We start from the raw sequence: 12,770 nt of genomic DNA, 5'->3' as shown, positions 1-12,770 counted from the left end.
CCGCCCGAGGGATGCCCTGTCCGATCGCCCGCGGCCAGCGGCCACAATGGGGGGATGACCGACAGTCCCGCCAGTCCCGCACCCCTCGCCGACCCGCACCTCGTGTACGACCCCCTCGCGGGAGACGGCCCGAAGGACGTGGTGATCCTCGGCTCCACCGGGTCCATCGGAACCCAGGCCATCGACCTCGTGCTGCGCCACCCCGACCGCTTCCGGGTCACCGCTCTCTCCGCGAACGGCGCCCGCACGGCCCTGCTCGCCGAGCAGGCGCACCGGCTGCGGGTACGGACCGTGGCGGTCGCCCGCGAGGACGCCGTACCGGCCCTGCGCGAGGCGCTGACCGAGCGGTACGGCGCCGGGGAGCCGCTCCCCGAGATCCTCGCCGGACCGGACGCGGCCACCCAGGTCGCCGCCTCCGACTGCCACACCGTGCTCAACGGCATCACCGGGTCCATCGGCCTCGCGCCCACCCTGGCCGCCCTGGAGGCGGGCCGCACCCTCGCGCTCGCCAACAAGGAGTCGCTGATCGTCGGCGGCCCGCTGGTCAAGGCCCTCGCCAAGCCCGGGCAGATCATCCCGGTCGACTCCGAGCACGCCGCGCTCTTCCAGGCCCTCGCCTCCGGCACCCGCGCCGACGTGCGCAAGCTGGTCGTCACCGCCTCCGGCGGCCCCTTCCGCGGCCGCACCAAGGCCGAGCTGGCGAACGTCACCGTCGAGGACGCCCTCGCGCACCCCACCTGGGCCATGGGCCCGGTGATCACGATCAACTCCGCGACCCTCGTCAACAAGGGCCTGGAAGTCATCGAGGCGCACCTGCTCTACGACATTCCCTTCGACCGCATTGAGGTCGTCGTGCATCCCCAGTCGTATGTTCACTCGATGGTCGAGTTCACCGACGGATCCACGGTCGCCCAGGCGACGCCCCCCGACATGCGAGGGCCGATCGCCATCGGTCTGGGCTGGCCCGAACGCGTTCCCGACGCGGCGCCCGCCTTCGACTGGAGCAAGGCCTCCACCTGGGAGTTCTTCCCGCTGGACAACGAGGCCTTCCCCTCGGTGAACCTCGCCCGACACGTGGGGCAGCTCGCGGGGACCGCCCCGGCGGTGTTCAATGCGGCCAACGAGGAGTGTGTCGAGGCCTTCCGCACCGGCGCACTGCCCTTCAACGGCATCATGGAGACCGTCACCCGGGTGGTCGAGGAGCACGGCACCCCGGTCACGGGAACCTCACTCACCGTGTCGGACGTCCTCGAAGCGGAGACCTGGGCACGGGCCCGGGCGCGCGAACTGACAGACCGGACCGCGGAGGCGCGTGCATGACGACCTTGATGTTCATCCTCGGCATAGTGGTCTTCGTGGTCGGCCTGCTGGTCTCGATCGCCTGGCACGAGCTGGGGCACCTGTCCACGGCCAAGCTCTTCGGCATCCGCGTCCCGCAGTACATGGTCGGCTTCGGCCCGACCATCTGGTCGCGGCACAAGGGCGAGACCGAGTACGGCATCAAGGCCATCCCGCTCGGCGGCTACATCCGCATGATCGGCATGTTCCCGCCCGACGAGTCCGGCCGGGTCTCCGCCCGCTCCACCTCCCCGTGGCGCAGCATGATCGAGGACGCCCGCTCGGCGGCCTTCGAGGAGATCAAGCCGGGTGACGAGACGCGCATGTTCTACACGCGCAAGCCGTGGAAGCGCGTCATCGTCATGTTCGCGGGCCCGTTCATGAACCTGATCCTCGCGATCGGCCTGTTCCTGACCGTGCTGATGGGTTTCGGCATCCAGCAGGAGACCACCACCGTCGAGTCCGTCTCGCCCTGCGTCATCGCGCAGAGCCAGCACCGCGACACCTGCAAGAAGTCCGACCCGGCCTCCCCGGCCCAGGCCGCCGGCGTGAAGAACGGCGACAAGATCGTCTCCTTCGACGGCAAGCCGACCGAGGAGTGGAACACGCTGTCCGACCTCATCCGCGACAGCGCCGGCAAGGACGTCGCGATCGTCGTCGACCGCAAGGGCCAGGAGCTGACCCTGCACGCGAAGATCGCCACCAACCAGGTCGCCAAGAAGGACTCCAGTGGCGCCTACGTCCAGGGTGAGTACGTCAAGGCCGGCTTCCTCGGCTTCAGCCCGGCCCAGGGTGTCGTCAAGCAGGACTTCGGCCAGTCCGTGACCTGGATGACCGACCGGGTCGGTGACGCCGTCGACTCCCTCGTCGCCCTGCCCGGCAAGATCCCGGCCCTGTGGGACGCGGCCTTCGGCAACGGCCCGCGCGAGCCGGACTCCCCGATGGGCATCGTCGGCGCGGCCCGGGTCACCGGCGAGATCGCCACGCTGGACATCCCGGCCTCGCAGCAGCTGGCCATGGCCGTCTTCGTGGTCGCCGGGTTCAACCTCTCCCTGTTCCTGTTCAACATGCTCCCGCTGCTTCCGCTCGACGGCGGGCACATCGCGGGCGCCCTGTGGGAGTCCCTCAGGAAGAGCGTGGCCCGGGTGCTGCGCCGCCCGGACCCCGGCCCGTTCGACGTGGCCAAGCTGATGCCGGTGGCGTACGTGGTGGCCGGGATCTTCGTCTGCTTCACCGTCCTGGTGCTGATCGCGGACGTGGTTAACCCCGTGAAAATCTCGTAGCCATCCGACGTTCGAGGCGGCCCGGGGCCTTGTGTTCCGGGCCGCCTTCCAATGAGTGGGTTTGCCGGGTGGGATGTGCTCGGCCCGGGGCCCGTGCCGTAATCTCGAAGCCTGGAGCCCGCCGTTCACGGGACCGGACCTTGATCCACGACTTGGGGTTGCACAGCAGATGACTGCGATTTCTCTCGGCATGCCGTCCGTTCCGACCAAGCTCGCCGAGCGCCGGAAGAGCCGGCAGATCCAGGTCGGATCCGTGGCGGTCGGCGGAGACGCGCCCGTCTCGGTCCAGTCGATGACCACGACCCGTACGTCCGACATCGGCGCCACCCTCCAGCAGATCGCCGAGCTGACCGCGTCCGGCTGCCAGATCGTCCGCGTCGCCTGCCCCACCCAGGACGACGCCGACGCCCTCGCGACCATCGCCAGGAAGTCGCAGATCCCGGTCATCGCCGACATCCACTTCCAGCCGAAGTACGTGTTCGCGGCGATCGAGGCCGGCTGCGCCGCCGTCCGCGTCAACCCCGGCAACATCAAGCAGTTCGACGACAAGGTCAAGGAGATCGCCAAGGCCGCCAAGGAGCACGGCACCCCGATCCGCATCGGCGTCAACGCCGGCTCCCTGGACCGCCGCCTGCTCCAGAAGTACGGCAAGGCGACCCCCGAGGCCCTGGTCGAGAGCGCCCTGTGGGAGGCTTCCCTCTTCGAGGAGCACGACTTCCGCGACATCAAGATCTCGGTCAAGCACAACGACCCGGTCGTGATGATCGAGGCCTACCGCCAGCTCGCCGAGCAGTGCGACTACCCGCTCCACCTGGGCGTCACCGAGGCGGGCCCGGCCTTCCAGGGCACGATCAAGTCCGCGGTCGCCTTCGGCGCACTGCTCAGCCAGGGCATCGGCGACACCATCCGCGTGTCCCTGTCGGCGCCGCCCGCCGAGGAGGTCAAGGTCGGCCTCCAGATCCTGGAGTCCCTGAACCTCAAGCAGCGCGGCCTGGAGATCGTCTCCTGCCCGTCCTGCGGCCGCGCCCAGGTCGACGTCTACAAGCTCGCCGAAGAGGTCACCGCCGGCCTGACCGGCATGGAGGTCCCGCTGCGCGTCGCCGTCATGGGCTGTGTCGTCAATGGCCCCGGCGAGGCCCGCGAGGCCGACCTCGGCGTCGCCTCCGGCAACGGCAAGGGCCAGATCTTCGTCAAGGGCGAGGTCATCAAGACCGTCCCCGAGTCCAAGATCGTGGAGACCCTCATCGAGGAGGCCATGAAGCTCGCCGAGCAGATGGAGGCGGAGGGCATCGCGTCCGGCGAGCCGTCCGTCTCGGTCGCGGGCTGACGCGGTACCGCTTCGGCGGTCGGCCTCCTGCGAGGCCGATCGCCCCGCCGCCTTCTCAGCAGTGGCGCATCCAGACGTTGGGCTCCCGGTACACGCCCTCGTCCGTATCCCGGTCGACATGCAGCAGGCTCAGCCCGTCCGGGATCACGTACGCACCGGACTCCGGGAGGGCGAGGCCCGTCCAGCCCTCCCACTCGGCGACCGTGCCGGTCATCGTCTGCGACTGTGGCGCCGCCGCCAGGATCTCGGCACCGAGACGCTCGTGCGTCCGTATCCATGGGTCGAGTGCGGCACCGTCGGGCCGCCGCCACCGCATGAACGTCTCGACGGGCGTCACCGGATACCGCGCCTTCGTCGTCCGCCGCACCGGCGCGATCACCCGGCCCAGCCCCGCCTCCCGGGCCGTCTCCCGCAGCGCTGTCAGTGTCCGGCCCGCCAGCCCGCGCCCCTTCAGCGACGGGGTGACGACGGCCCCGCAGATCACCAGCGTGTCCGGCTCGACGCCCTGCTCCCGCCCCTCCACGGCCCGCACCAGCGCGTCCGTGTATCCCGAGGGCAGCCCGTCGACCCGCCCGTCCCACCGCACCGGCACACCCCACCCGGCGGCGACCGGTACCCCGTCCTCGTCCACGAGCATCAGATCCAGGGCCGCGAAGAACTCCCGCACCCGGCCGATGTACTCCTTCACCAGCCGATCGGCCGTGATGAACTGCGGAAATCCCTCACTGAACAGTTCCGCGAGCTGCTCCTCGGGGCGGCTGCGGGCGTCGGCACGTTCGGCTGTCAAGATCATGCGCCGTTCGTAGCACAGGGCCCGGCTCGACGGGGCGGCGCGGCACAAATTCGGCAGGTACAGTGCGGAGATCAGCAGACCCCAGTGTGAGGCCCCGCGCGTGTTGACCCAGACGACCTCCCGGGTCCTCGAACCGAGCGACCTGGATGCCGCGCTCGCCGTCCTCGACCGTGAGCCGGTCGCGAACGCCTTCGTGACGTCCCGGGTGCAGATCGCCGGGCTCGACCCCTGGCGCCTCGGCGGCGAGATGTGGGGCTGGTACGAGGACGGCATGCTCACGTCCCTGTGCTACGCGGGCGCCAACCTGGTCCCGATCTGCGCCTCCCCGCGCGCCGTCCGCGCCTTCGCCGACCGCGCCCGCAGGGCCGGCCGCCGCTGCTCCTCGATCGTCGGGCCCGCCGAATCCACCGCCCAGCTGTGGCGCCTGCTCGAACCGCACTGGGGCCCGGCCCGCGAGGTCCGCGCCCACCAGCCCCTGATGGTCACCGACCGCATGCCCGCCGACATCGCCCCGGATCCCTACGTCCGCCGCATCCGCAAGGACGAGATGGAGACGATCATGCCGGCGTGCGTGGCGATGTTCACCGAGGAGGTCGGCGTCTCGCCGCTGGCCGGCGACGGCGGCCTGCTCTACCAGGCCCGGGTCGCCGAACTGGTCGGCTCCGGCCGCTCCTTCGCCCGCCTCGACGAACACGGCAAGGTCGTCTTCAAGGCGGAGATCGGTGCGGCGACGTCCCAGGCCTGCCAGATCCAGGGCGTGTGGGTGGCACCCGAGTACCGCGGCCGGGGCCTCGCGGCACCCGGCATGGCAGCCGTCCTGCGCTACGCGCTGGCCGACGTGGCTCCGGTGGTGAGCCTCTACGTCAACGACTTCAACACGGCGGCGAGGCGGACCTACCGGCGCGTGGGCTTCCAGGAGGTCGGCGCCTTCATGAGCGTTCTCTTCTGAGACAACCGAGGGGGCGGCCGCCCCAGGGGCGCCCCCTGTACGCTCCCCGCATGGACCTCGTGATCGGCCCCCTGGACCTCTCGGCGCACGTCGACGAGGCCCTCGCCGTCCAAGCCGTCGCCTTCGGACTCGGCCCGGACGAGGTCGCCGTACGCCGCCAGATCGTCCAGCGCCACATGCAGTACCCGGGTGCCAGAGCCCTAGGTGCGACCGTCGGCGGACTGCTCGTCGGCTTCGTCTACGGCATGCCCAACTCCCGCACCCACTGGTGGTCCACGGTCGTGGAGCCCTATCTCCGCGCCCAGCACAACGACCTCTGGCTGGACGACTCCTTCGTCATCACCGAGCTGCACGTGCACCCCGACCACCAGAACCGCGGCATCGGCCGCCGTCTGATCACCACCATCACCGACGGCGCCGCCGAACCCCGCTCGATCCTCTCCGCGATCGACACCGACAGCCCGGCCCGCGGCCTCTACCACTCCCTCGGCTACGTCGACCTCGCCCGGCAGGTCCACTTCCCGAGCGCCCCCCGGCCGTACGCCGTGATGGGCGCCCCTCTGCCACTGCGTCGGCGTTAACCGATTTCCACCGGAACAGGCAGCCCGGCTAACCTCCTATGCCATCACCCTTACCCGGCAGGAGTACGAGAACCATGGCGAACGCACCGGTCCAGCGCATGTCCCAGTTGATGGCGAAGACGCTGCGCGACGACCCGGCGGACGCCGAGGTCCTCAGCCACAAGCTCCTCGTCCGTGCGGGCTACGTCCGTCGCACCGCCGCCGGCATCTGGAGCTGGCTGCCCCTCGGCAAGAAGGTCTTCTCCAACGTGGAGCGGATCGTCCGTGAGGAGATGGACGCGATCGGCGCCCAGGAGGTGCTGCTCCCCGCGCTGCTGCCCCGGGAGCCGTACGAGGCGACCGGCCGCTGGGACGAGTACGGCCAGGAGCTGTTCCGGCTCAAGGACCGCAAGGGCGGCGACTACCTCCTCGGCCCCACCCACGAGGAGATCTTCACCCTGCTGGTCAAGGACCAGTGCACGTCCTACAAGGACCTGCCGGTGATCCTGTACCAGATCCAGACCAAGTTCCGTGACGAGGCCCGCCCCCGCGCCGGCATCCTGCGCGGTCGTGAGTTCCAGATGAAGGACTCCTACTCCTTCGACCTGGACGACGAGGGCCTCGGCAAGTCCTACGCCCTGCACCGCGAGGCCTACCGGCGCACCTTCGAGCGCCTCGGCCTCGACTACCGCATCGTCGCCGCCACCGCCGGCGCGATGGGCGGCTCCAAGTCCGAGGAGTTCCTGGCCCCGGCCGAGGCCGGCGAGGACACCTTCGCGGACTGCCCGAACTGCGACTTCGCCGCCAACACCGAGGCGATCAGCTACGAGCTCAAGCCGGTGGACGGCTCGGCCGTGCCCGCGCCGGAGGAGATCCCCACCCCCGACACCCCGACCATCGAGACGCTGGCCGCCTCCCTCGGCGTCCCGGCCTCCGCCACGCTGAAGAACCTGCTGGTCAAGGTGGACGGCGAGATCGTCGCCGTGGGCGTGCCCGGTGACCGCGAGGTCGACCTGGGCAAGGTCGAGGAGCACTTCGCCCCGGCGGTCGTCGAGATGGTCACCGAGGCGGACTTCTCGGGCCGCCCGGACCTGGTCCGTGGCTACGTCGGCCCGCAGGGCCTGGGCGAGAAGGTCAAGTACGTCGCCGACCCGCGCGTGGCCCCCGGCACCGCCTGGATCACCGGCGCCAACAAGGAGAACACGCACGCCAAGAACGTCGTCGCCGGCCGTGACTTCGAGGTCGACGAGTACGTGGACGTCGTCGTGGTCCTGGAGGGCGATCCCTGCCCGAAGTGCGGCACCGGCCTGAAGCTGGACCGCGCCATCGAGATCGGCCACATCTTCCAGCTGGGCCGCAAGTACGCCGACGCCCTCAAGCTCGACGTCCTCGGCCAGAACGGCAAGCCGGTCCGCGTCACCATGGGCTCCTACGGCATCGGCGTCTCCCGCGCCGTCGCCGCGCTCGCCGAGCAGACCGCCGACGACAAGGGCCTGTGCTGGCCCAAGGAGGTCGCCCCGGCCGACGTGCACGTCGTCGCCGCCGGCAAGGCCCTGCAGACCGAGCTGGCGCTCGACGTCGCCGACAAGCTGGCCGCCGCGGGCGTCCGCGTCCTGGTGGACGACCGGGCCGGGGTCTCCCCGGGCGTGAAGTTCACCGACGCCGAGCTGATCGGCGTACCGCAGATCCTGGTGGCCGGCCGCCGCTCCGGCGAGGGCGTGCTGGAGCTGAAGGACCGCAAGACGGGTGAGCGCGAGGAGCTGTCCGTCGAGGACGCCATCGCCCGCCTGACGGCGCAGTAAGGGAAACAGGGTTCTCTCAGGCCGTTCCCCGACCGTGGGACGTGACACAGCGTCACGATCACCACGGGAGGGGAACGGCCATGGACACCAGGGAACGGGGCGCCGCGGCAGCGGTCCGCAGCGGAGCCCGCTGGACGGCGAACGCCGCGGCCGCGCTCACGCTGCATGGGCGGCCGACCGGGCCGCGGCCACACTGGCGCGTGCGGCGGGCTGCGGGGTGCTGGTGAGCCTCGGTGGGACACCGCCGTCGCGGGCGAGGCGAGGCGAGGCGAGGCACCGGCCGACGGTTGGCGGATCCGCGTGCAGGACGTCACGGGACCGGTCGGCCCACCGCCCGAGCAGGGCTCGTACGACATCGTCGACCCACGCACCGGCCTGCCCTCAGAAGGAGGGCCAGTTCAACACCCCAGGGGCGCGGGGCGGTGTCTGATGTGCGGCTCCGCCGCGTGGGCGCGACCAGCCCCCACCGGGCCGCAGGTGACTCAATGACCCGCGCCACCCCCTCAACCCAACCCGCTAAAGCCAACCCGCAAACTCCAACAACAGCTCCGCATCCTTCGGCCGGCCAACCCGAAGCGCGCGAACGCCCGACTCCACGGCCCGGAACAACGTCCACCCCCGCAGCCGCTCCAGATCCACATCCAGCGACTCGGCAAGCCGCTTGATCCGCCGCCGAGTGGTCGCCGCCCCCGACGGCGTCGCGATCAGATCCTCCACCCGATCCCGCACCAGCCGGGCCAGATCGAACGCACACTCACCGACGACCGGATCCGGCCCCACGGCCAGCCACGGCATCCGCTCCCCGGCGAGCACCTTGCTCTGCCGAAACGTGCCGTGCAGCAGCCGATGTTCAGGCGCGGACGCCGACAACTCCTCGCGCGCACCCACAGCGGCGTCGACCAGGTCCGCCACTTCGGCGAACGCGGACGCAGTCGCCCGCATCGCCTCCGCCTGCCGTCCCGTCCGCTCGGCCACCGTCTCGAACGCGTGGGCCGTGTCGCCGATGGGTGGCTCCACCCACAGCCGCCGCAGCGTCCCCGCCGCCTCCAGCAGCGCCTTCGCCTCCGGCAGCGACCGCACCGACACGTCCGGGTGCAGCCGCTCCAGCAGCAGTACCCCCTCGGCGGCGTCCTCGGTGTCCGTCTCCAGGAGCTGTACGGCGCCCAGGCCGGCCCAGTGCGCCAGCGCCGCCCGCTCGCTCTCGGGGCGGGCCCGGGGCGGGGCCAGCTTCAGTACCGCCGGGCTGTCGTCCGTCCGCCGGACCAGCACCACCAGGCTGCTGCGCCCGCCGGGCACCTGGACCCGCTCCACGGTCAACTCGCGCCGGGCGACCGCCCGTTCGGCCGCCCCGGGCAGCCGCGTCAGCCAGTCGTCCCCGGCCGGTGCCGTCTCACCGAGCGCCCGCACCAGCCGCTGGGGCGGTTCGAAAGCCATGCGCGAGTTGTTCCCTTCCTCCTGGGCCTGCCGTAGGGGCGGCTACACGATCACGTCGTCGGGGACGCCGAGGTACGGGGTCCGGCCGCACCTGATTCGTCACCGGCCCGCTCGGCGAGCCCAGGGAAGGCTACGCTCTCCCCGCTCCAGCGCACCGCCCGCACCGCTGCCTCGCGCAGCGCCGCGGCCGCCGAGGCGCGCCGCGCGCCGGTCGCCGCCCGCACCAGGTCCGCGTACACCCCGGCCACCCGCTCCTCCAACTCGGCGGCCAGCCGCACCGCGGCGGCCGCGTCCGGCACCTGGAACGGCAGCGCGTACGCGGCGCTCGCGGCGACCGGCTGGGTGCCCAGGTCGCGCACCTCTCGCACCAGCGCGTCCCGGCGGGCCCGGTGCGCGTCGTACGCCGCCCGTGCGTCGGTCCGCCGCCGCTGGTCGATCCGCCCGCCGACGACGCCGTAGCCGTACACCGCCGCGTGCTCCGCGGCCAGTGCCGCCTGCAGCGCGGTCAGTTCGGCCTTGCGGGTCTCGTCGCTCACCTGGCCCCCTCGGTCAGCAGGTACGCGTGGGCCGCCCCGGCCGCCGCCACCGACGCCATCAGCCGGGCCAGTTCGCCCGGCACGTCCAGCAGGGCCTTGGTCCGCCGGTCGGCGAGGTCGCGCTCGGCGGCGGCGAGATCGGCGAGGGCGTCCTTCTCGGTGGCCGGCACGGCCTGAGGCGTCGCCGTGGAGGCCGCCGGGGAAGGGGATCCGGTGGCCGTGGGGGAGGGTGACCCGGTGGCCGTGGTGCCACCGAACGCCTTCGCGTGCGCCGCGACTTCGGCGCGCAGCGGGCGCAGTCGCTCGGCCAGCGCCGGATGGGCGGCGAGGACGGCGTCGTAGCGCGCCAGCAGCCCCGCGCTGTCCTTGGCCGCACGCGCGCGTGCCCGTTCGGTCGCCGAGGGAGTGTCGCCACCGCCCCCGGAGTCCGGATCGGCCGAACAGCCCACGAGCAGGGCGGCCCCGGCGGCCGAAGCGAAAAGGGTCCTTCTGCGCGGCCCCGAGGGGGTGCGCGGCGGCGGGGGGTACGGCACTGCAGACGTCCTCGGGGAACTCGTACGAAAGGAGACTACGAAAGGAATAACTACGAAAGGAAGACAGCCGAAGGGCGGCACGCCCGTGATCACGGTACCCGCGCACCCCGCGCACACCACTCACCGGCACCGCGCGTACACAGGTGGACGGCAACACTCCCCTCGACCGGATACCCTTTGACCAGACACGCGACCCATCCCACAACAGCACACGCGGCCGAGGAGTCACCCGGATGAGCACCACCCAGAGCGAGAGGCTGCGAGAGCTTCTGGAACCGCTCGTCACCTCCCAGGGGCTGGATCTCGAGGAGATCGCCGTGGACTCCGTCGGACGCAAGCGGGTGCTGCGCGTGGTCGTCGACTCCGACGACGGAGCGGATCTGGACGCCATCGCCGATGTGAGCCGCGCGCTCTCGGCGAAGCTCGACGAGACCAACGCGATGGGCGACGCCGCGTACGACCTGGAGGTCGGAACCCCCGGCGCGGAGCGCCCGCTCACCGAGTACCGGCACTTCGTGCGCGCCACCGACCGGCTCGTGAAGTTCCAGCTGACCGAGGGCGGCGAGCTGGTCGCCCGGATCCTGAAGGCCGACGAGGACGGTCTCGACGTCGAGGTGCCCGGGGTGAAGGGCCGCAAGGCGACCACCCGTCGGCTCGGCTTCCCGGAGATCGCCAAGGCGCGCGTTCAGGTCGAGTTCAACCGCAAGGACAAGAAGGACATGAAGGAAGAGGAGGAGGCGTAGCCGTGGACATCGACATGAGCGCCCTGCGGGGCTTGGTTCGGGAGAAGGAGATCTCCTTCGACCTGCTGGTCGAGGCGATCGAGTCGGCCCTCCTCATCGCCTACCACCGCACCGAGGGAAGCCGCCGGCACGCGCGCGTGGAGCTCAACCGGGAGACCGGGCATGTGACCGTGTGGGCGAAGGAGGATCCCGAGGACCTGGAGGAGGGGCAGGAGCCGCGCGAGTTCGACGACACCCCCTCGGGCTTCGGGCGGATCGCCGCCACCACCGCCAAGCAGGTGATCCTGCAGCGGCTGCGTGACGCCGAGGACGACGCCACGCTCGGCGAGTACGCGGGGCGCGAGGGCGACATCGTCACCGGAGTGGTCCAGCAGGGCCGCGACCCGAAGAACGTGCTCGTGGACATCGGCAAGCTGGAGGCCATCCTGCCGGTGCAGGAGCAGGTGCCCGGCGAGACGTACCCGCACGGCATGCGGCTGCGCTCGTACGTCGTACGGGTGGCCAAGGGTGTGCGCGGCCCGTCCGTGACCCTCTCCCGTACGCACCCCAACCTGGTGAAGAAGCTCTTCGCCCTGGAGGTGCCGGAGATCGCCGACGGGTCGGTCGAGATCGCGGCCATCGCCCGTGAGGCCGGTCACCGCACCAAGATCGCCGTACGGTCCACCCGTTCGGGTCTGAACGCCAAGGGTGCCTGCATCGGCCCCATGGGCGGCCGGGTGCGCAACGTGATGGGCGAGCTGAACGGCGAGAAGATCGACATCGTCGACTGGTCGGACGACCCGGCCGAGATGGTGGCGAACGCCCTGTCACCCGCTCGGGTGAGCAAGGTGGAGGTCGTCGACATGGCCTCCCGCTCCGCCCGGGTGACCGTGCCGGACTACCAGCTGTCGCTGGCGATCGGCAAGGAAGGACAGAACGCCCGGCTCGCGGCCCGGCTCACCGGCTGGCGGATCGACATCCGTCCGGACACCGAGCAGGCCGGGGAGCGTCCCGGGGAATAGATCTCGGCCGTCTGTCGCTGAGATCACGTCAGCCTGTAGCAAGCAACTGTTCGACTTTTCCCCCGAAGGGGTGAGGTCGGTGCGGGGAGGTAGACTTAGCAGTGTCTGGCCGGACGCGAGCCCGCGCATGCCCTGAGCGCACCTGTGTGGGGTGCAGGCAGCGAGCGGCCAAGGACGATCTGCTGCGGACCGTGGCGGAACAGGAACAGTGCGTTCCCGATCCTCGCGGTACGCTGCCCGGCCGGGGTGCGTATCTGCACCCCGACCCGGTCTGTCTCGACCAGGCGGTGCGCCGCCGGGCGTTCCCTCGGGCGCTACGCGTCCCCGGGCCGCTCGACATAAAGGCGTTGCGTCAGTACATCGAGCAGACAGACAGTTGCTGAGCAGGCAACACAGTAGGAAAGCGAGCCGTGCGGAACCCCCCGTGCGGCCCGGTACCTCGCGAGTCGAAAGCAGGTCGAGATTGCGATG

Annotated in this window: 13 protein-coding genes; 9 read left to right on the top strand and 4 right to left on the bottom strand. The window is 71.1% G+C overall.

Going from position 1 to position 12,770, the window contains the following annotated elements:
- Window positions 1–54: 54 nt before the first annotated feature.
- The 3 genes from dxr (at window position 55) to ispG (ending at window position 3,948) form a co-directional block, all read left to right on the top strand.
- A complete protein-coding gene (dxr, locus tag ACFY3C_RS22815) occupies window positions 55–1,320 on the top strand; it encodes a 1-deoxy-D-xylulose-5-phosphate reductoisomerase (RefSeq protein ID WP_390772033.1) in 1,266 nt (421 codons plus the stop codon).
- Window positions 1,317–2,621 (top strand): M50 family metallopeptidase, encoded by a 1,305-nt coding sequence (locus ACFY3C_RS22810; RefSeq protein ID WP_390772032.1) that lies wholly within the window; start codon window positions 1,317–1,319, stop codon window positions 2,619–2,621. Before dxr ends, ACFY3C_RS22810 begins: the two co-directional genes overlap by 4 nt.
- Window positions 2,622–2,790: 169 nt before the next feature.
- Window positions 2,791–3,948, top strand: a complete 1,158-nt coding sequence (gene ispG, locus ACFY3C_RS22805; protein ID WP_386576405.1) for a flavodoxin-dependent (E)-4-hydroxy-3-methylbut-2-enyl-diphosphate synthase — start codon at window positions 2,791–2,793, stop codon at window positions 3,946–3,948.
- Window positions 3,949–4,003: 55 nt separating this feature from the next.
- Here the strand turns inward: ispG and ACFY3C_RS22800 are convergent, their stop codons facing one another.
- Window positions 4,004–4,741 (bottom strand): GNAT family N-acetyltransferase, encoded by a 738-nt coding sequence (locus ACFY3C_RS22800; RefSeq protein WP_390772031.1) that lies wholly within the window; start codon window positions 4,739–4,741, stop codon window positions 4,004–4,006.
- A gap of 100 nt (window positions 4,742–4,841) precedes the next feature.
- Between ACFY3C_RS22800 and ACFY3C_RS22795 the strand changes: the two genes are divergently transcribed.
- The 3 genes from ACFY3C_RS22795 (at window position 4,842) to ACFY3C_RS22785 (ending at window position 8,052) form a co-directional block, all read left to right on the top strand.
- Entirely contained in the window at window positions 4,842–5,690 is an 849-nt protein-coding gene (locus ACFY3C_RS22795; RefSeq protein ID WP_390772030.1) for a GNAT family N-acetyltransferase, read from the top strand.
- 50 nt (window positions 5,691–5,740) lie between these two features.
- Window positions 5,741–6,271 carry a GNAT family N-acetyltransferase gene (locus ACFY3C_RS22790; protein WP_386576402.1) on the top strand — a complete coding sequence of 177 codons (531 nt, stop codon included), beginning with the start codon at window positions 5,741–5,743 and terminating at the stop codon, window positions 6,269–6,271.
- A gap of 74 nt (window positions 6,272–6,345) precedes the next feature.
- Window positions 6,346–8,052 carry a proline--tRNA ligase gene (locus ACFY3C_RS22785; RefSeq protein ID WP_390772029.1) on the top strand — a complete coding sequence of 569 codons (1,707 nt, stop codon included), beginning with the start codon at window positions 6,346–6,348 and terminating at the stop codon, window positions 8,050–8,052.
- A 516-nt stretch (window positions 8,053–8,568) separates the two neighbouring features.
- Here ACFY3C_RS22785 and ACFY3C_RS22780 read toward each other — a convergent pair.
- The 3 genes from ACFY3C_RS22780 to ACFY3C_RS22770 are packed head-to-tail and all read right to left on the bottom strand — an operon-like array spanning window position 8,569 to window position 10,555.
- Window positions 8,569–9,486: an aminoglycoside phosphotransferase family protein gene (locus ACFY3C_RS22780; protein ID WP_386576400.1), complete on the bottom strand. Its 918-nt coding sequence runs from the start codon at window positions 9,484–9,486 to the stop codon at window positions 8,569–8,571.
- A gap of 50 nt (window positions 9,487–9,536) precedes the next feature.
- Window positions 9,537–10,022: a ferritin-like domain-containing protein gene (locus tag ACFY3C_RS22775; protein ID WP_386576399.1), complete on the bottom strand. Its 486-nt coding sequence runs from the start codon at window positions 10,020–10,022 to the stop codon at window positions 9,537–9,539.
- Complete coding sequence (locus ACFY3C_RS22770) at window positions 10,019–10,555, bottom strand: hypothetical protein (RefSeq protein WP_390772028.1); 537 nt, start codon at window positions 10,553–10,555, stop codon at window positions 10,019–10,021. The genes ACFY3C_RS22775 and ACFY3C_RS22770 overlap by 4 nt, the downstream gene beginning before the upstream one ends.
- A gap of 233 nt (window positions 10,556–10,788) precedes the next feature.
- On the opposite strand from ACFY3C_RS22770, the gene rimP reads away from it, so the two are divergent.
- From rimP to ACFY3C_RS22755, 3 genes are all read left to right on the top strand, one after another.
- A complete protein-coding gene (gene rimP / locus ACFY3C_RS22765) occupies window positions 10,789–11,298 on the top strand; it encodes a ribosome maturation factor RimP (protein ID WP_390772027.1) in 510 nt (169 codons plus the stop codon).
- 2 nt (window positions 11,299–11,300) lie between these two features.
- The gene (gene nusA, locus ACFY3C_RS22760; RefSeq protein ID WP_145885528.1) at window positions 11,301–12,299 is read left to right on the top strand and encodes a transcription termination factor NusA; all 999 of its coding nucleotides are present in this window, start codon (window positions 11,301–11,303) and stop codon (window positions 12,297–12,299) included.
- 101 nt (window positions 12,300–12,400) lie between these two features.
- On the top strand, window positions 12,401–12,682 hold the full coding sequence (locus ACFY3C_RS22755) for a YlxR family protein (protein ID WP_386576395.1): 282 nt from the start codon (window positions 12,401–12,403) through the stop codon (window positions 12,680–12,682).
- The last annotated feature ends 88 nt before the right edge of the window (window positions 12,683–12,770 follow it).

It is taken from the genome of Streptomyces sp. NPDC001410 (genome assembly GCF_042895235.1).
Taxonomy (GTDB): Bacteria; Actinomycetota; Actinomycetes; order Streptomycetales; family Streptomycetaceae; genus Streptomyces.
This window is presented reverse-complemented; position numbering and strand designations above follow the sequence as displayed.